At 71.2% G+C, this 18,494-nt stretch carries 16 protein-coding genes; 13 read left to right on the top strand and 3 right to left on the bottom strand.

Annotation, left to right across the window (positions count from 1 at the left end):
- The first annotated feature begins 32 nt into the window (after positions 1 to 32).
- The 7 genes from ftsQ (at position 33) to divIVA (ending at position 6,139) form a co-directional block, all read left to right on the top strand.
- Positions 33 to 827, top strand: coding sequence for a cell division protein FtsQ (ftsQ, locus tag ACIRFH_RS14660; RefSeq protein ID WP_403520358.1), 795 nt, complete (start codon positions 33 to 35; stop codon positions 825 to 827).
- A gap of 286 nt (positions 828 to 1,113) precedes the next feature.
- On the top strand, positions 1,114 to 2,316 hold the full coding sequence (gene ftsZ, locus ACIRFH_RS14655; RefSeq protein ID WP_403520356.1) for a cell division protein FtsZ: 1,203 nt from the start codon (positions 1,114 to 1,116) through the stop codon (positions 2,314 to 2,316).
- A complete protein-coding gene (gene pgeF, locus ACIRFH_RS14650; RefSeq protein ID WP_403520354.1) occupies positions 2,313 to 3,041 on the top strand; it encodes a peptidoglycan editing factor PgeF in 729 nt (242 codons plus the stop codon). Before ftsZ ends, pgeF begins: the two co-directional genes overlap by 4 nt.
- A 5-nt stretch (positions 3,042 to 3,046) precedes the next feature.
- Positions 3,047 to 3,766: a YggS family pyridoxal phosphate-dependent enzyme gene (locus ACIRFH_RS14645; protein ID WP_403520352.1), complete on the top strand. Its 720-nt coding sequence runs from the start codon at positions 3,047 to 3,049 to the stop codon at positions 3,764 to 3,766.
- A 129-nt stretch (positions 3,767 to 3,895) separates the two neighbouring features.
- A complete protein-coding gene (locus tag ACIRFH_RS14640; RefSeq protein WP_403520350.1) occupies positions 3,896 to 4,537 on the top strand; it encodes a cell division protein SepF in 642 nt (213 codons plus the stop codon).
- A gap of 80 nt (positions 4,538 to 4,617) precedes the next feature.
- The gene (locus ACIRFH_RS14635; RefSeq protein WP_007448661.1) at positions 4,618 to 4,902 is read left to right on the top strand and encodes a YggT family protein; all 285 of its coding nucleotides are present in this window, start codon (positions 4,618 to 4,620) and stop codon (positions 4,900 to 4,902) included.
- Positions 4,903 to 4,957: 55 nt separating this feature from the next.
- Positions 4,958 to 6,139, top strand: a complete 1,182-nt coding sequence (gene divIVA, locus ACIRFH_RS14630; protein WP_403520348.1) for an apical growth/hyphal branching protein DivIVA — start codon at positions 4,958 to 4,960, stop codon at positions 6,137 to 6,139.
- A 324-nt stretch (positions 6,140 to 6,463) separates the two neighbouring features.
- Here divIVA and ileS read toward each other — a convergent pair whose 3' ends face one another.
- Positions 6,464 to 9,610: an isoleucine--tRNA ligase gene (gene ileS, locus ACIRFH_RS14625; protein ID WP_403520346.1), complete on the bottom strand. Its 3,147-nt coding sequence runs from the start codon at positions 9,608 to 9,610 to the stop codon at positions 6,464 to 6,466.
- Between the two features lie 612 nt (positions 9,611 to 10,222).
- Between ileS and ACIRFH_RS14620 the strand changes: the two genes are divergently transcribed.
- From ACIRFH_RS14620 to ACIRFH_RS14600, 5 genes are all read left to right on the top strand, one after another.
- A complete protein-coding gene (locus ACIRFH_RS14620; RefSeq protein ID WP_403520344.1) occupies positions 10,223 to 11,074 on the top strand; it encodes a TraR/DksA C4-type zinc finger protein in 852 nt (283 codons plus the stop codon).
- Positions 11,075 to 11,183: 109 nt separating this feature from the next.
- Positions 11,184 to 11,777 carry a signal peptidase II gene (gene lspA / locus ACIRFH_RS14615; RefSeq protein ID WP_403520342.1) on the top strand — a complete coding sequence of 198 codons (594 nt, stop codon included), beginning with the start codon at positions 11,184 to 11,186 and terminating at the stop codon, positions 11,775 to 11,777.
- A 56-nt stretch (positions 11,778 to 11,833) separates the two neighbouring features.
- Positions 11,834 to 12,778: an RluA family pseudouridine synthase gene (locus ACIRFH_RS14610; RefSeq protein ID WP_403520340.1), complete on the top strand. Its 945-nt coding sequence runs from the start codon at positions 11,834 to 11,836 to the stop codon at positions 12,776 to 12,778.
- Positions 12,775 to 13,248, top strand: a complete 474-nt coding sequence (locus tag ACIRFH_RS14605) for a GNAT family N-acetyltransferase (protein ID WP_403520338.1) — start codon at positions 12,775 to 12,777, stop codon at positions 13,246 to 13,248. The genes ACIRFH_RS14610 and ACIRFH_RS14605 overlap by 4 nt, the downstream gene beginning before the upstream one ends.
- Before the next feature lie 89 nt (positions 13,249 to 13,337).
- On the top strand, positions 13,338 to 14,924 hold the full coding sequence (locus tag ACIRFH_RS14600) for a Na+/H+ antiporter (protein WP_403520336.1): 1,587 nt from the start codon (positions 13,338 to 13,340) through the stop codon (positions 14,922 to 14,924).
- Between the two features lie 36 nt (positions 14,925 to 14,960).
- Here the strand turns inward: ACIRFH_RS14600 and ACIRFH_RS14595 are convergent, their stop codons facing one another.
- Positions 14,961 to 16,094 carry a mechanosensitive ion channel family protein gene (locus tag ACIRFH_RS14595; RefSeq protein ID WP_403520334.1) on the bottom strand — a complete coding sequence of 378 codons (1,134 nt, stop codon included), beginning with the start codon at positions 16,092 to 16,094 and terminating at the stop codon, positions 14,961 to 14,963.
- Positions 16,095 to 16,198: 104 nt separating this feature from the next.
- Between ACIRFH_RS14595 and ACIRFH_RS14590 the strand changes: the two genes are divergently transcribed.
- The gene (locus ACIRFH_RS14590) at positions 16,199 to 16,798 is read left to right on the top strand and encodes a dienelactone hydrolase family protein (protein WP_403520332.1); all 600 of its coding nucleotides are present in this window, start codon (positions 16,199 to 16,201) and stop codon (positions 16,796 to 16,798) included.
- On the opposite strand, the gene ACIRFH_RS14585 is transcribed toward ACIRFH_RS14590, so the two are convergent.
- Positions 16,783 to 18,468, bottom strand: coding sequence for an alkaline phosphatase D family protein (locus ACIRFH_RS14585; protein ID WP_403520330.1), 1,686 nt, complete (start codon positions 18,466 to 18,468; stop codon positions 16,783 to 16,785). The genes ACIRFH_RS14590 and ACIRFH_RS14585 overlap by 16 nt on opposite strands.
- Between the last annotated feature and the right edge of the window lie 26 nt (positions 18,469 to 18,494).

Below are 18,494 nucleotides of genomic sequence, written 5' to 3'. Positions count from 1 at the left end.
GGAGGTGAACGGAGCCAGGAAAGGGAGTGCGCGTGGCCGGACCGACCACCGCCGAACGCGGTGAACGCCAGCAGGAGTCGTCCGGCCCGCCCGGCGCGAGGCGGTTCAGGCTGCCCCGTCTTCGTACGATCATCATCTTGACCGGCGTGCTCGTGCTCGCCGGGGGTGTGACGCTGTGGGTGCTGTACGGGTCGAACTGGCTCCGTGTGGAACGGGTGTCGGTCTCCGGCACCCGCGTTCTGACGCCGGCCCAGGTCCGCGAGGCCGCCGACGTGCCCGTCGGGGACGCACTGGCCTCCGTCGACACCGAGGCGATCGCGGACCGGCTGAGCCGGAAATTGCCCCGTATCGACGAAGTCGACGTGGTGCGTTCCTGGCCGCACGGAATCGCGTTGAAAGTGACGGAGCGCACTCCGGTTATGGTGGTGCAAAAAGGCCGAAACTTCATCGAAGTGGACGAAGAAGGCGTCCGATTCGCCACGGTTTCCCAGGCCCCGAAAGGCGTGCCCGCGCTGAAATTGGAGCCTGCGCGTTCGGGTCCGGCCGCGGCGAGCCTGCGCCGCTTCGGCGAGGACCGTCTGGTGCGCGAGGCGGTACGGGTGGCCGGGAGCGTCCCGGACGCGGTCGCGCGGCGGACCCGCCAGGTCAAGGTCCGTTCCTACGACGACATCTCGCTGGAGCTCGCCGACGGCCGGACCGTGGCCTGGGGGAGCGGTGAGCAGGGCGAGCGCAAGGCCCGGGTGCTCACCGCGCTGATGAAAGCGACGCCCGACGCGCGGCACTTCGACGTCAGTGTTCCCACCGCACCGGCGTCATCGGGGAGTTGACGGGTATACGTGCAGGCCAGCACCCTGGTTGGGCAGCGCTACGGCTGATCACATAGGGTGAAAAGAAAAACGGGAGGTTCGGCGTGTTCGTTGAACGCGCGCCACTTGTCGACTTAGTGTCCTGTTCAGAAGACTCCAAGGAACAGACACACTGGTAACCCTAAACTTCAGCGTTAGGGTTCGGGTCGGCGCTACGGACCGTCCCATTCGGCATCAGTCGTCGGTCGCGGGGCATCAGTGCTCCGGTGATCCGACGACACGTAACTCGAGGCGAGAGGCCTTCGACGTGGCAGCACCGCAGAACTACCTCGCAGTCATCAAAGTCATCGGTGTCGGCGGCGGTGGTGTCAATGCCATCAACCGGATGATCGAGGTCGGTCTCAAGGGCGTCGAGTTCATCGCCATCAACACCGACGCGCAAGCTCTGTTGATGAGCGACGCCGACGTCAAGCTGGACGTCGGCCGCGAACTCACCCGCGGACTCGGCGCCGGAGCCAACCCGGCCGTCGGCCGCAAGGCCGCCGAGGACCACCGCGAGGAGATCGAGGAGGTCCTCAAGGGGGCCGACATGGTCTTCGTGACGGCCGGTGAAGGCGGCGGCACCGGCACCGGCGGGGCGCCCGTCGTGGCCAACATCGCCCGCTCGCTCGGCGCCCTCACCATCGGTGTGGTCACGCGCCCGTTCACCTTCGAGGGACGACGCCGCGCCAACCAGGCCGAGGACGGCATCGCCGAGCTCCGCGAAGAGGTCGACACCCTCATCGTCATCCCCAACGACCGGCTGCTGTCCATCTCGGACCGCCAGGTCAGCGTGCTCGACGCCTTCAAGTCCGCCGACCAGGTACTGCTGTCCGGTGTGCAGGGCATCACCGACCTCATCACCACGCCCGGTCTGATCAACCTGGACTTCGCCGACGTCAAGTCGGTCATGTCCGAGGCCGGTTCGGCCCTCATGGGCATCGGCTCGGCCCGCGGCGACGACCGCGCGGTGGCAGCGGCCGAGATGGCGATCTCCTCGCCGCTCCTCGAGGCGTCCATCGACGGCGCCCGCGGTGTGCTGCTCTCCATCTCCGGCGGGTCCGACCTCGGTCTGTTCGAGATCAACGAGGCCGCCCAGCTGGTCAGCGAGGCCGCGCACCCCGAGGCCAACATCATCTTCGGCGCGGTCATCGACGACGCTCTCGGCGACGAGGTGCGGGTCACCGTGATCGCGGCCGGCTTCGACGGAGGCCAGCCGCCGGCCAAGCGGGACAACGTCCTCGGCTCGGCCTCGGCCAAGCGCGAGGAGCCCGCCCCGGCACGGCAGCCCGAGAGCCGCCCGTCCTTCGGCTCGCTCGGCAGCGTCAAGCCGAAGGAGGAGCCAGAGCCGGTTCCGGCACCCGAGCCGGTCAGTGACCTGCCGCCGGTCGCCCCGCCGCCGGTCCCGCCGTCGCGGACCTACTCGGACAGCGCGGCCGAGGAACTGGACGTGCCGGACTTCCTGAAGTGATAGGACAGCGCGACACCGTGAACGGCGCGCACTTCGGCTTCACCGACCGGTGGGGCGGGGTGAGCGCCGTTCCGTACGAGGAGCTCAACCTCGGCGGCGCGGTCGGCGACGACCCGGCCGCCGTGACGGCCAACCGCGAACTGGCCGCGAAGTCGCTGGGCGTCGACCCGGCCCGGGTGGTCTGGATGAACCAGGTGCACGGGGCCGACGTCGCCGTGGTCGACGCGCCCTGGGGGGACCGCCCGGTCCCGCGGGTCGACGCGGTCGTCACCGCCGAGCGCGGTCTCGCCCTCGCCGTCCTCACCGCCGACTGCGTACCCGTCCTGCTCGCCGACCCCGTCGCCGGCGTCGCCGCCGCGGCCCACGCGGGCCGGCCCGGCCTGGTCGCCGGGGTCGTCCCCGCCGCCGTACGGGCCATGGCCGGACTCGGCGCCGACCCCGCCCGTATCGTCGCCCGCACCGGACCCGCCGTGTGCGGCCGGTGCTACGAGGTGCCGGAGGGGATGCGCGCCGAGGTCGCCGCCGCCGAACCGGCGGCGCACGCCGTGACGAGCTGGGGCACTCCGGCCCTCGACGTGAGCGCCGGAGTGCGCGCGCAGCTCGAGCGGCTCGGGGTGTGCGACCTGGCGCAGTCGCCGGTGTGCACCCGGGAGTCGAAGGACCACTTCTCGTACCGACGCGACCGCACCACCGGGCGGCTCGCGGGCTATGTCTGGCTGGACTGATGGGCATGACGGACCGTAAGAACGAACTCGCCGGGAATCTGGCGAAAGTGGAAGAGCGCATCGCCGCCGCGTGCGAGGCCGCGGGCCGCCGCCGTGAGGAGGTGACCCTGATCGTGGTCACCAAGACCTACCCGGCCGACGATGTGCGCATTCTCTCGGAACTCGGTGTGCGCCATGTCGCCGAGAACCGCGACCAGGACGCGGCCCCCAAGGCCGCCGCCTGTTCGGATCTGCCGCTTTCGTGGCATTTCGTCGGTCAGCTGCAGACCAACAAGGTGCGTTCCGTGGTCGGTTACGCGGATGTCGTGCAGTCCGTCGACCGGGCCAAGCTCGTCACCGCCCTGTCGAGGGAAGCGGTGCGGGCCGGCCGCGAGGTGGGGGTGCTCCTCCAGGTCGCGCTCGACGCGGGGGAGAGCGCACGCGGCGAGCGCGGTGGCGTCGCGCCCGCGGGAATCGAAGAGTTGGCCGACCTGGTCGCCGGGTCGGACGGACTGCGGCTCGACGGGCTGATGACCGTGGCGCCGCTCACCGGTGAGTACGCCGGACGCCAACAGGCGGCGTTCGAGCACCTCATGGATTTGTCGACCCGCCTGCGCCGAGCCCATCCGGCTGCGAACATGGTTTCCGCAGGGATGAGCGCGGACCTCGAGCAGGCCGTGGCCGCCGGAGCGACACATGTACGCGTCGGCACCGCGGTACTCGGAGTCCGCCCCAGGCTCGGGTAACGTCGCCAAGAAGTCGGACCACAGCAGAAAATATGGTCATTACCGCCGAAAGGCGGAGGCAACGACCTAGTGGATCGCGGGCATTTGGCAGTCGTCAGCCGATCCACCACAGAGCGGAGGACTCAGAGCATGGCCGGCGCGATGCGCAAGATGGCGGTCTACCTCGGCCTCGTGGAGGACGATGGGTACGACGGCCGGGGGTTCGACCCCGACGACGACTTCGAACCCGAACTGGACCCGGAGCCCGAGCGGGATCACCGGCGGCACGAACCGGCACACCAGTCGCACGGTTCACACCAGCCCCAAAGGGACGAAGAGGTACGAATCGTCCAACCGCCCGCGCAGCGTGAGCCGGTGGCCCGTTCCGCTTCGCTCGCGGCGGAATCCGGCCGCCCGGCGCGCATCGCGCCCGTGGCATCCATCACACAAGAACGCGCAAGCCTGGAAAAGAGCGCACCGGTCATCATGCCCAAGGTCGTGTCCGAACGAGAGCCCTACCGGATCACCACGCTTCACCCCCGGACCTACAACGAGGCCCGTACCATCGGGGAACACTTCCGTGAGGGCACGCCGGTGATCATGAATCTCACTGAGATGGATGACACAGATGCGAAGCGACTTGTCGACTTTGCTGCCGGTTTGGTGTTTGGTCTTCACGGCAGTATCGAGCGGGTGACGCAGAAGGTGTTCCTGCTGTCTCCTGCTAACGTCGATGTCACGGCGGAGGACAAGGCCCGCATCGCAGAGGGCGGGTTCTTCAACCAGAGCTGAGACGCACGACCGGTTAGAGCAAGAGCACGGACCCGAGGACGGGTCCGAGAGATGGTTCAGGGGAGAGGGAAGCACAGGTCATGAGCGTGGTCCTGGATGTGGTCTACATCGCGCTGATGTGCTTCCTCATCGTGCTCATCTTCCGGTTGGTCATGGACTACGTCTTCCAGTTCGCCCGCTCGTGGCAACCCGGCAAGGCGATGGTGGTCGTTCTGGAGGCCACCTACACTGTCACCGATCCACCGTTGAAGCTTCTGCGGCGGTTCATTCCGCCGCTGCGTCTCGGGGGCGTGGCGCTCGACCTGTCCTTCTTCGTACTGATGATCATCGTCTACATCCTGATCTCGATCGTGAGCCGGCTGTGAGCGATGAGAGAGATACGGGCTTGCCGAATGCCGACGACTACGTTGAGGTGAAGAGATGCCGTTGACCCCCGAGGACGTGCGGAACAAGCAGTTCACGACCGTCCGCCTCCGAGAAGGCTATGACGAGGACGAGGTCGATGCCTTCCTCGACGAGGTCGAAGCCGAACTGACCCGGCTGCTCCGCGAGAACGAGGACCTGCGCGCCAAACTGGCCGCGGCGACGCGCGCGGCTGCGCAGAACCAGCAGAACATGCGCAAGCCCCCGGAACCGCCCCAGGACCAGCAGCAGCATCAGCAGCATCAGCAGCAGCACCCGCAACAGCAGGGCGGCATGCCGCAGCAGGGCATGCGAGGTCCCGGCGCTCCGGTGCCCGCCGGCATATCGGGCCCGCCGCAGCAGCAGATGGGTGGCCCCATGGGTGGTCCGCCCCAGCTGCCGAGCGGTGCCCCGCAGCTGCCCGCCGGTCCCGGCGGTCAGGGTGGCCCGCAGGGGCCCGGCCCGATGGGCCAGGGTCCGGGGCCGATGGGCCAGGGCCCGGGTCCGATGCAGGGCCAGATGGGTCCCGGTCCGATGGGCGGCCCCATGGGCGGTCCGCAGGGCCCCGGTGGCCCCGGCCTGCCCGGTCAGGGCGGCCCCGGCGGCGACAGCGCCGCCCGTGTCCTCTCGCTCGCCCAGCAGACCGCCGACCAGGCGATCGCCGAGGCGCGCTCCGAGGCCAACAAGATCGTCGGCGAGGCGCGTTCGCGTGCCGAGGGTCTGGAGCGGGACGCCCGTGCCAAGGCCGACGCCCTGGAGCGGGACGCGCAGGAGAAGCACCGCGTCGCGATGGGCTCCCTGGAGTCCGCTCGCGCCACGCTGGAGCGCAAGGTCGAGGACCTGCGCGGCTTCGAGCGCGAGTACCGGACGCGACTGAAGTCCTACCTGGAGTCGCAGCTGCGTCAGCTGGAGACCCAGGCGGACGACTCGCTCGCCCCGCCGCGTACGCCCGCGACGGCCTCGCTGCCGCCGTCCCCGGCGCCCTCGATGGCTCCGGCCGGCGCGAGTGCCCCGTCCTACGGCGGCAACCAGTCGATGGGCGGCGGGCCGAGCCAGTCCGGTCCGTCCTACGGCGGGCAGCAGCAGATGTCGCCGGCGATGACCCAGCCGATGGCGCCGGTGCGGCCGCAGGGTCCGTCGCCGATGGGGCAGGCGCCTTCGCCGATGCGGGGGTTCCTGATCGACGAGGACGACAACTGATCCGTAGTACGGCGTAGCCTTCGGCAGCGTTCAGGGCGGGCCCCGGGTTTCTGACCCGGGGCCCGCCCTTTTGCGCGCCTCCGTAGCTGCGGGCGATCGTGCCCCCAGTGCCTGAACGGCCCGGGAGGTGCCCCCAGGGGCGATGGGGTCCCCCGCGCGAGCGAAGTCGAGCGTGGGGGAGGGCGGGCGCTGGGGGTACCTCCTCCGGGGGAGGCACCCGGCGAACGCCGGCGAGCGAAGTCACCCGTCGGTCCGCACCGACGGACAGCACCGGGCCCGGCGCCCCTCGCGTGAGGGAGGCCGGGCCCAGGTGCGTCCAGGCGGCTACTGCTTACGCAGGCGGAACACCAAGGACAGTCCCTCGTCCGTGAACGGAGCACCGTACGTGTCGTCCGCCTCGCCCTGGGTGAAGTCCGTCGCGAGGACCTCGTCGGCGATCAGCGCGGCGTGCTCGGTCAGGGCGGCGATGGTCGCCGGGTCCGTGGCCGTCCAGCGCAGGGCGATGCGGTCGGCGACGTCGAGGCCGCTGTTCTTGCGGGCCTCCTGGATCAGGCGGATCGCGTCACGGGCGAGGCCCGCCCGGCGCAGCTCCTCCGTGATCTCCAGGTCGAGGGCGACCGTCGCACCCGAGTCCGAGGCGACCGACCAGCCCTCGCGCGGCGTCTCGGTGATGATCACCTCGTCGGGAGCGAGGGTGATCGTCTCTCCCTCGACCTCCACCGACGCCGTGCCCTCGCGCAGGGCGAGGGAGAGGGCGGCGGCGTCCGCGGCCGCGACGGCCTTGGCGACGTCCTGGACGCGCTTGCCGAACCGCTTGCCCAGCGCGCGGAAGTTGGCCTTCGCCGTCGTGTCGACCAGGGAGCCGCCGACCTCGCTCAGCGACGCGAGGGACTCGACGTTCAGCTCCTCCGTGATCTGCGTGTGCAGTTCGGGGGAGAGCGCGTCGAAGCCCGTCGCGGCGATCAGCGCGCGGCGCAGCGGCTGACGGGTCTTGACGCCCGACTCCGCGCGCGTGGCCCGGCCCAGCTCGACCAGGCGGCGCACCAGCACCATCTGCTGCGACAGTTCCGGGTCGATCGCGGTGAGGTCGGCCTCCGGCCAGGCGGCCAGGTGGACCGACTCCGGGGCGCCGGGGGTGACCGGAACGATCAGATCCTGCCAGACCCGCTCGGTGATGAACGGGGTCAGCGGGGCCATGAGCTTGGTGACCGTCTCGACGACCTCGTGCAGCGTGCGCAGCGCGGCCTTGTCGCCCTGCCAGAAGCGGCGGCGCGAGCGGCGGACGTACCAGTTGGACAGGTCGTCGACGAACGCGGACAGCAGCTTGCCGGCGCGCTGGGTGTCGTAGCTCTCCAGCGCCTGGGTCACCTGGTCGGTGAGGGCGTGCAGTTCGGACAGCAGCCAGCGGTCCAGCACCGGGCGCTCGGCGGGAGCCGGGTCGGCCTCGCTCGGCGCCCAGCCGGTGGTGCGGGCGTACAGGGCCTGGAAGGCGACCGTGTTCCAGTAGGTGAGGAGCGTCTTGCGGACGACCTCCTGGATGGTGCCGTGGCCGACGCGGCGGGCCGCCCAGGGGGAGCCGCCGGCCGCCATGAACCAGCGCACGGCGTCGGCGCCGTGCTGGTCCATCAGCGGGATCGGCTGGAGGATGTTGCCCAGGTGCTTGGACATCTTGCGGCCGTCCTCGGCGAGGATGTGGCCGAGGCACACGACGTTCTCGTACGAGGACTTGTCGAAGACCAGGGTGCCGATCGCCATCAGCGTGTAGAACCAGCCGCGGGTCTGGTCGATGGCCTCGCTGATGAACTGGGCCGGGTAGCGGGACTCGAAGAGTTCCTTGTTCTTGTACGGGTAGCCCCACTGCGCGAACGGCATCGAACCCGAGTCGTACCAGGCGTCGATGACCTCCGGCACGCGGGTGGCGGTCCTGCCGCACCCGTTCTGCGGGCAGGCGAAGGTGACCTCGTCGATGTACGGGCGGTGCGGGTCGAGCGCGGACTGGTCGGTGCCGGTCAGTTCCGACAGCTCGGCGCGGGAGCCGACGACGGTGAGGTGGTCGTCCTCGCAGCGCCAGATGGGCAGCGGGGTGCCCCAGTAGCGGTTGCGGGAGAGCGCCCAGTCGATGTTGTTGTTCAGCCAGTCGCCGTACCGGCCGTGCTTGACCGAGTCCGGGAACCAGTTGGTCTTCTCGTTCTCCGCCAGGAGACGGTCCTTGATCGCCGTGGTGCGGATGTACCAGGACGGCTGCGCGTAGTAGAGCAGCGCGGTGTGGCAGCGCCAGCAGTGCGGGTAGCTGTGCTCGTACGGGATGTGCTTGAACAGCAGGCCCCGGCTGTCCAGGTCCGCGGTGAGCTTCTCGTCGGCCTTCTTGAAGAAGACGCCGCCGACCAGCGGGACGTCCTCGGCGAAGGTGCCGTCGGGGCGGACCGGGTTGACGACGGGCAGGCCGTAGGAGCGGCAGACCTTGAGGTCGTCCTCACCGAAGGCGGGGGACTGGTGGACCAGACCGGTGCCGTCCTCGGTGGTGACGTACTCGGCGTTCACCACGTAGTGCGCGGGTTCGGGGAACTCGACCAGCTCGAAGGGGCGCTGGTAGTTCCAGCGCTCCATCTCGGCGCCGGTGAAGGACTGGCCGGTGGTCTCCCAGCCCTCGCCGAGGGCCTTGGCCACCAGCTGCTCGGCGACGACCAGCTTCTCCTCACCGTTCGTCGCGACGACGTAGGTCACGTCGGGGTGCGCGGCGACCGCGGTGTTGGAGACGAGGGTCCAGGGGGTGGTCGTCCAGATCAGGAGCGCCGCCTCGCCGGCCAGGGGGCCGGAGGTCAGCGGGAAGCGGACGTAGACCGAGGGGTCGACGACCGTCTCGTAGCCCTGGGCCAGCTCGTGGTCGGACAGGCCGGTGCCGCAGCGCGGGCACCAGGGGGCGACGCGGTGGTCCTGGACCAGCAGTCCCTTGTTGAAGATCTCCTTCAGCGACCACCAGACCGACTCCACGTACTCCGGGTCCATGGTCCGGTAGGCGTCGTCGAGGTCGACCCAGTAGCCCATGCGGGTCGTCAGCTCGGTGAAGGCGTCGGTGTGCCGGGTCACGGACTCGCGGCACTTGGCGTTGAACTCGGCGATGCCGTACGCCTCGATGTCCTTCTTGCCGTTGAAGCCGAGCTCCTTCTCCACCGCGAGCTCGACCGGGAGGCCGTGGCAGTCCCAGCCGGCCTTGCGGGCGACGTGGTAGCCGCGCATGGTGCGGAAGCGGGGGAAGACGTCCTTGAAGACACGCGCCTCGATGTGGTGGGCGCCCGGCATGCCGTTGGCGGTGGGCGGGCCCTCGTAGAACACCCATTCGGGGCGGCCCTCGGACTGCTCCAGGCTCTTGGCGAAGATCTTCTGCTCGCGCCAGAAGTCGAGCACCGCGTGTTCGAGCGCGGGCAGGTCGACCTGGGCGGGCACCTGACGGTACTGCGGCTGCGTATTCAACGAGCTTCCTCCGGCGGACGTACTGCCTTCCGTCGGAGGGACGAGAGCCGTAGAGGCTACGTACGCCGCTGTGTGCGGCGCGCTCCCGCGGTACCACCCTCCTTGGCCCCCCGGCGCGTCGTGTGCGCCGGTGAGCCCCCTCATTGGGGCAGCGAGGCCGGTTCTACTCGCCCGTCCCTCGGGTCGGGCTTTCCTCCGGCGGCTCCGGGGTGATCTTCACGTCGCGCTCGCCCCCGGGCTCACACCGTCCCCGGGTCGCTCTGGGCTGCGTACGCCGCTACTCGTCCCCATCCACGCTTTTCGCTCCACCCAGTGTACGGCGCCGCACGGACAGCGGCCGACCGGTTTCGGCGCGGGGCGAGGTGGGGGCGTCGTGCGGCCCTGCGTGACCCGAATGCCGAGCTCGGGCGTCCGGCTCCCGGCGGGCTCGGCCGGGGGCCGGGCCGGCGGATTACCGGGCGGGGAGCTGGGCACAACGCATGCAGGTCCGCCGCGTGGCGCGCGGTGGGCGGGCGAATCGGGCGGCGTGCCCCGTTGCCGCGGGACTCGAGTCGATTTATCGTCCCAGCACGATTCGCGCGCAAGATCACAATATGTGAAGGGGCCGCGGCCATGGTGGCGAAGAAGACCGCCGTACAGCAGTCGGCATCCGGCGGAGCCGCGGGTGCGGGCGCCTCGGGCGGTGCGGCCTCCGCGGAGCGGACGGCCGCGAAGGGGACATCGGCCAAGAAGGCATCGGCCAGGAAGGCGACGGACAAGAAGGCGGCGGCCGGAAAGGCGGCGGTCGAGAAGGCAGGGGTCGAGAAGGCAGGGGTCGAGAAGGTGCCGGCAGGGAAGACGGTCGCCGGGAAGCCGGCTGCCGGGAAGACGGCCGGTGCGAAGGAGGACGCGGCCGGCAAGGGGCCGGCCAAGAAGAGCACGGCGAAGAAGAGCACGGTGAAGAAGGCGGGCGCGGCCGAGGCCGCGGAGCAGACGGGAGCCACGACGGTGGTTGCGAAGAAGACTCCTGGCACGGCCACGGCGGCCAAGTCCGCGGTCCCGAAGGCGCGCGGCGCCGCCGCGGACCCCGGTGACCTCGCGGTACGCCCCGGCGAGGACCCCTGGACCCCGGCAGAGGTCGAGGAGGCCCGCGGGGAACTCCAGTCCGAGGCGGACCGGCTGCGCACCGAGCTCGACCAGTCGGAGCGGTCGCTGCAGGGTCTGATGCGGGACTCCGGGGACGGCGCCGGCGACGACGAGGCGGACACCGGCACCAAGAACATCACGCGCGAGCACGAACTGGCGCTGGCCGCCAACGCGCGCGAGATGCTCACCCAGACCGAGCGTGCCCTGGAACGCCTCGACGCGGGCACCTACGGCCTGTGCGAGAACTGCGGCAACCCCATCGGCAAGGCACGCATGCAGGCCTTCCCGCGAGCCACCCTGTGCGTCGAGTGCAAGCAGAAGCAGGAACGCCGCTACTGAGCCGGCGCCGACCGCGCCGTTCCGCCTCCGCACACGTCCTGAGCACGTCCGGGGCGGAAGGCGTGCCGTACCCTCGTCCTCAGTCAGGTACCTAGGCTGAGGGACTCACGTGGCAGAGGCGGAGCGCATCATCGGTACGCCGGACACCCCGGACGCGGCGGGGGACGGGCAGGAGCGGCCCGAGGCCGAGCAGGCACAGCCACCGGAGCGTCCCGAGGGCAGGCGCCGGATCGCGGTGCTGTTCGCGGTCGCCGTGTTCGCGTACCTCCTCGACCTGGTCAGCAAAATGATCGTGGTCGCCAAGCTGGAGCACCACGAGCCCATCGACATCCTCGGGGACTGGCTGCGGCTCGCGGCCATCCGCAACGCGGGCGCGGCCTTCGGCGTCGGCGAGGCCTTCACGGTGATCTTCACCGTGATCGCCGCCGTCGTGATCGTGGTGATCGCCCGTCTCGCCCGCAAGCTGTACAGCCTGCCGTGGGCGGTCGCGCTCGGCCTGCTGCTCGGCGGCGCGCTCGGCAACCTCACCGACCGGATCTTCCGCTCGCCCGGCGTCTTCGAGGGCGCGGTCGTCGACTTCATCGCGCCCAAGCACTTCGCCGTCTTCAACCTCGCCGACTCGGCGATCGTCTGCGGCGGCATCCTGATCGTGATCCTCTCCTTCCGGGGCCTCGACCCGGACGGGACCGTCCACCGGGACTGAGGGCCCGGGCCGGACGGGCGTGCGGGAGTGTCCGCCCCGTCCGGCATACTCGACGGGTGAGCACGCTTCCCGAGATCCGTACCCTGCCCGTGCCCGACGGCCTGGAGGGCGAGCGCGTCGACGCCGCCATCTCCCGCATGTTCGGCTTCTCCCGTACCAAGGCCGCGGAACTCGCCGCGGCGGGCAAGGTCCAGGTCGACGGGTCGGTGGTCGGCAAGTCCGAGCGGGTCCGCGGCGGCGCCTGGCTCGAGGTCGAGATGCCCCAGGCGCCCGCACCGGTGCAGGTGGTCGCCGAGCCCGTCGAGGGCATGGAGATCGTGCACGACGACGAGGACGTGGTCGTGATCGTCAAGCCGGTCGGGGTGGCCGCCCACCCGTCCCCGGGCTGGAACGGCCCGACCGTCATCGGCGGACTGGCCGCCGCCGGGTACCGCATCTCCACGTCCGGTGCCGCCGAGCGGCAGGGCATCGTGCACCGCCTCGACGTGGGCACCTCCGGCCTGATGGTGGTGGCGAAGTCGGAGCGGGCGTACACCTCGCTCAAGCGCCAGTTCAAGGAGCGCACGGTCGACAAGCGCTACCACACGCTCGTGCAGGGCCACCCCGATCCGACCAGCGGCACCATCGACGCCCCCATCGGCCGCCACCCCCAGCACGACTACAAGTGGGCGGTCACCGCCGAGGGCAAGCCCTCCGTCACGCACTACGACCTCATCGAGGCGTTCCGCGCGGCCTCCCTGCTCGACGTGAAGCTGGAGACCGGCCGCACCCACCAGATCCGCGTCCACATGGCCGCCCACCGCCACCCCTGCGTCGGCGACCTCACCTACGGCGCCGACCCGACCCTCGCCAAGCGGCTGCGCCTGACCCGCCAGTGGCTGCACGCCGTACGGCTCGGCTTCGAGCACCCCGGCGACGGGCAGTGGGTCGAGTACGCGAGCGACTACCCCGAGGACCTCCAGCAGGCCCTGGACCGGGTCCGCGAGGAGACCTACGTATGAGCACCCCGGCCTACGAGGTGCGCGTCGCCGAGGACGCCACCGACCGGGAGGCGTGCTTCGCGGTGCGGAGGGACGTCTTCGTCGTCGAACAGAACGTGCCGGAGGGCATCGAGTACGACGCGCACGACGCCGGTGCCGTGCACGTCCTGGCGGTCCGGGAGGACGGCGTACCGCTCGGCACCGGGCGGCTGCTGCACGGCGCGGCCGCCGCGGCGAAGAACGGCGACGGGGACCCGGCCGTCGGCTCCCTCGGACGGCTCGCCGTCACCCGGGACGCCCGCGGACTGGGCGTCGGGGCCGCGCTGGTGCGCGCCGTCGAGGAGGCGGCACGCGCGCGGGGGCTCACCGCGGTCGACCTGCACGCGCAGACGCACGCCCTGGGTTTCTACGAGCGACTGGGGTACCAGGTCTACGGACCGGAGTTCCCCGACGCGGGGATACCCCACCGCGCGATGCGGCGCGTCCTCTAGGAGCCGAGCCGGACCGGCCGGTGGGGCCGGTCGCATGGCAGGCTGGAAACCCGCCGTGTGAACGCCGAGACCCCACCGGAGCGGTGACCGTGGATCAGTTGGCCCTGTTGTTCGTGCTGCTGCTCGGGGCCCTGCTGAGCGTTCCGGTCGGGGACCGGCTCGGGCTGCCGGCGCCCGTGCTGATGACGGTCTTCGGTATCGTCCTGGCGCTGCTCGACTTCGTGCCCAACGTCGACATCCCGCCGGAACTCATCCTGCCCGCGCTGCTGCCGCCGCTGCTGTACGCGGCCGTGCGACGCACCTCCTGGCGGCAGTTCGCGGCCAACAGACGCCCGATCTTCCTGCTGGCGGTCGCGCTGGTGTTCGTCACCACGGCGTGCGTGGCCGCCGTGGCGCACGCGATCGTGCCGGGTCTGCCGGTCGCCGCCGCCTTCGCGCTCGGTGCGCTGGTGGCGCCGCCCGACCCGGTCGCGGCGACCGCCGTCGCGGGCCAGCTGGGGCTGCCGCGCCGCCTGGTGTCCATCCTGGAGGGCGAGGGGCTCTTCAACGACGTGACGGCCATCGTGCTCTACCACGTGGCCATCGCCGCGGCCGTCAGCGGTTCCTTCTCGCCCTGGAGGGCCGGGCTCGACCTGGTGCTGTCCGCCGTGGTCGCCGTCGCGGTGGGCCTGGCGCTGGGCTGGGGCGCCAACAAGCTGCTCGACCTGCTGGGGGACGCCACCCTGCAGATCGGGCTGACGCTGCTGGTGCCGTACGCGTCGTACGTGCTGGCCGAGGAGCTGCACGGCTCCGGAGTCCTCGCCGTGCTGACCACCGCCATGTTCCTCGCCGAGTACGCGGTCGGCGCCGACGACGTGATGACCCGGCTCGCCGGGCACACGGTCTGGGACGTCGTCGACACCCTCGTCACGGGCGTCGCCTTCGGGCTGATCGGACTGGAACTGCACAACGCCGTCCGCACGGCCTCCGGGCGGTGGACGGAGCTGCTGGGCTGGGCCGGGGCGGTCGTCGGCGTGGTGATCCTCGTACGGCTGCTGTGGCTGCTGCCGGCCACCTGGCTGACCCAGCGGCTGCACACCCGGCGCGACCACGACGAGGACATCCCGACGAGCTGGCGGGAGACCGTCGTCATGTGGTGGTCCGGGATGCGGGGCGTCGCCTCGGTGGCCCTGGCGCTCGCGATCCCGCTGACGACCGACGACGGGTCCCCCTTCCCCAACCGGGAGGAGCTCGTCTTCATCGCGTTCGGGGTGATCATGGTGACGCTGCTGCTCCAGGGCCTGACGCTGCCCTGGCTGGTGAACCGGCTCGGGGTACGGGCGGACACCGAGCGCGAGAAGGACTACGAGAAGGCGCTCGCCGTGCGCGCGGCGAAGGCGGCGAGGCAGCGGCTCAAGGAGATCGAGGCGGTCGAGGAACTCCCCGAGGAGCTGTCCGAGCAGATGCTGCGGCGGGCCTTCGACATCGGCATCCGGATCAGTCCGGACATCGGGGACGAGGAACGGCGCGAGGCGCAGCTGCAGCGGGCCCGGCGGCTGAAGCGGATCCGCCGCATCCAGAGCGAGATGCTCAGCGCCGCCCGCCACGAGGTGCTGGCGGCACGCAGCGAACCCGGGGCCGATCCGGAGATCGTCGACCGGGTGCTGCGTCACCTGGACGTCCGCAGCCTGCGCTGACCGTGCCGCCCGGCCGGTGGCCCCGGGGCCCAAGGTTCACAGGGCCTTGCGCGACTGGTGCGGGAAGCGGCGCGCCTCCCCGTCCGGCGAGCGCCGGGAGCGGGGGAGGCCGTCGCGGCCGGGGCGCCGGTCCGCGTCCGCCGTGTTGACGCGGGGCAGGGCGTACGGGTGCTCGTCGGCCAGCCAGCGGATCATCTGCTCGCGCACCTCGACGCGCACCGTCCAGATGTCGTCCGCGTCCTTCGCCGTCACCAGGGCCCGCACCTGCATGGTGGTCGGGGTGGTGTCCGTGACGGTCAGGTTGTAGGCCCGCCCGTCCCAGGCCGGGCAGCCGCGCAGGATGTCCCGCAACCGCTCGCGCATCGCGTCCAGCGGGGCCGTGTGGTCGAGGTGCCAGTAGACGACGCCGGTCATCTGCGGGGTGCCCCGCGACCAGTTCTCGAACGGCTTGGACGTGAAGTACGACACCGGCATCGTGATCCGGCGCTCGTCCCAGGTGCGCACGGTCAGGAAGGTCAGCGTGATCTCCTCGACGGTGCCCCACTCGCCGTTCACCACGACCGTGTCGCCGATGCGCACCATGTCGCCGAAGGCGATCTGCAGCCCCGCGAACAGGTTGCCCAGCGTGGACTGCGCGGCGATACCGGCCACGATGCCGAGGACACCGGCCGAGGCCAGCAGCGAGGTGCCCGCCGTACGCATCGCCGGGAACGTCAGCAGCATCGACGACACGGCGACGACGCCGACGACCGCCGAGACCACCCGCATGATCAGCGACACCTGGGTGCGCACCCGCCGCACCCGGGCCGGGTCGCGCTGGGAGTGGGCGTGGGCGTAGCGGGAGTACGACGTCTCGACGACGGCCCCGGCGATCCGGATCACCAGCCAGGCCGCCGAGCCGATCAGCACCAGCGTCAGTGTCCGGCCGACCCCCACCTGGTGCTCCGGGAACACCCGTGCCTCGACGTACGTCCCTCTCAGCAGCGCCGCGCACAGCACGAGCTGGTAGGGGATGCGGGCGCGGCGCAGCAGTCCCCACAGGGGCGTCTCGGGGTGCCGTCCGTCGGCCTTGCGCAGCAGCAGGTCGGTGGCCCACCCGATGACCAGGGTCAGCAGGACGGAGCCGCCGACCACGAGCAGCGGGCGGAGTATGCTCTCCGGGTTCTCCATCCCTCGAACGTAACCGGCACCGCCCGGCGTGAACCTGTGACATGTGTCCCGTGCCGGACGCCGCCGCCCGTCACGTCGTCGCACCCGGCTGGCACCATGGCCCCATGAACATCGTGCTCTTTCACTCGACCCTCGGCCCGAGGCCCGCGGTGCGGCAGGCCGCCGACCGGCTGCGCGACGCCGGGCACCAGGTCTGGACCCCGGACCTCTACGACGGCCGGACGTTCGACACGGTCGAGGAGGGCATGGAGTTCCAGGACGGGATCGGCCGGGAGGAGCTGCTGAAGCGGGCCGTGCTGGCCGCCGCACCCTATTCCGAGCGCGGGCTGGTGTACGCCGGGTTCTCGCTCGGCGCCTCCATCGCCCAGACCCTCGCCCTCGGTGACCACCGGGCGCGCGGACTGCTGCTCCTGCACGGCACCTCGGACATCGCCGCCAACGCCTCGGTGGACGACCTGCCGGTGCAGCTGCACGTCGCCGAGCCCGACCCGTTCGAGACGGACGACTGGCTCAGCGCCTGGTACCTCCAGATGGGCCGGGCCGGCGCCGACGTCGAGGTGTACCGGTACGCGGGGGCGGGCCACCTCTACACCGACCCCGGGCTGCCGGACTACGACGAGGAGGCGGCCGAGGCCACCTGGCGGGTGGCGCTCGGCTTCCTCGACTCGCTGCAGCGCGAGGACACGCCTCAGACGGGTGCGTAGACCCGCTCGACGCGCTGCGTGCCGCTGCGCGTGCGGTAGGAACGCGCCCACGTGGAGCGGGCGTCCGGGTCGGTGCGGTCGGAGACGACGTAGTAGTCCATCTGCGCCCGCTCGGCGGTGACGTCCAGCACGCCGTAGCCGTGCCGGTCGGTGTCGACCCAGTGGACGTGCCGGTTGGCCGCCCGGATGACCGGCGCGGCGACCGCGGACACCGTGCCCTCGGGGACCTTCAGGATGTCGTCCAGATTGTCGGAGGTCACCGAGGTGACGACGAACTCCGTGGCCGCCGAGCCGGACAGCGGGTAGGTGCCGGCGCTGTACGGCACGTCGTTGGCCCACGCCATGTGGATGTCACCGGTCAGGAACACGGTGTTGCGGATCGCGTGGGTGCGCAGGTGGGCCAGCAGTTCGCGGCGGTCGTCGGTGTAGCCGTCCCACTGGTCGGTGTTGAGGGCGAGCCCCTCCTTCGGCAGACCGAGGAGTTCGGCGAGCGGCTTCAGCAGCTCGGCGGGGAGCGCGCCGACCGCGAACGGCGCCATCATCACCGGGTTGCCGACCAGCCGCCAGGCGGTGTCGGAGGACTTGAGGCCGGCCTTGAGCCAGTCGAGCTGGGCGCGGCCGGTGATCGTGCGGTCCGGGTCGTCGACGTCGCCGTCGCCGAGGGCGGTCTGCCGCGAGCGGAACGAGCGCAGGTCCAGGAGCGACAGGTCGACGAGCTTGCCGAAGCGCAGCCGGCGGTAGGTGGTGCCGGCGATCGCCGGACGGACCGGCATCCACTCGAAGTAGGCCTGCTTCGCGGCGGCCTGTCGCGCCGCCCAGCCGCCCTCCGCTCCCTCGGTGTGGTTCTCGGCGCCGCCCGACCAGGTGTTGTCGGCGAACTCGTGGTCGTCCCAGATGGCCACGACCGGCGCGGTGACGTGCAGGGCCTGCAGGTCGGGGTCGGTCTTGTACCGGGCGTGCCGGACGCGGTAGTCGGCGAGGGTGACGATCTCGTGGGTGGGCGCGTGCTGCCGTACGACGGTGTCGCGGGTGCCGTACTCGCCGGTGCCGTACTCGTAGACGTAGTCGCCCAGGTGCAGCCAGGCGTCCAGGTCGCCGCGCGCCGCGAGATGCCGGTACGCGGAGAAGTGACCGGCCTCCCAGTTGGCGCAGGAGACCACGCCGAAGCGCAGGCCCGTGACGGCCGCGTCGGCCGCGGGGGCGGTGCGGGTGCGGGCGACGGGGGAGTCGGTGGGACCGGCGGAGAAGCGGTACCAGTAGTCCGTGGCGGGGGCGAGGCCCCGGACGTCCGCCTTGACCGTGTGGTCGGAAGCGGCGGTCGCGGTGACGGACCCCTTGGCGACGACGTTCGTGAACGCCTTGTCGGTGGCGACGACCCAGCTCACCTCGGTGTCCGGGCCGACGCCCGAACCGGGTATGGCCTCGGGCGTCGGCGTCACCCGCGTCCACAGCAGGACGCCGTCGGGCAGCGGATCGCCGGAGGCGACGCCGTGCAGGAAGGCGGGGGCCGCGTCGGCGGCACCGGCGGGCAGTGCCGCGGCGAGCGGTGCCGCGAGGACGGCTCCGGCCGCCGCGGCCCTGACGACCGTACGGCGGCTGGGCGCGGGGGAGCCGGCGCGCCCGGCGGACGGGGAGAGGATCTCTTCGGATGATCTGTGTCGACTGGTCACGGCCGATCAGGCTACTGATCGGTATG

Origin of the sequence: Streptomyces sp. NPDC093586 (genome assembly GCF_044764905.1) — a bacterium.
GTDB lineage: Bacteria > Actinomycetota > Actinomycetes > Streptomycetales > Streptomycetaceae > Streptomyces.
Note: the sequence above shows the minus strand (reverse complement) of the source record. Positions and strands in the feature narration are given on the sequence as shown.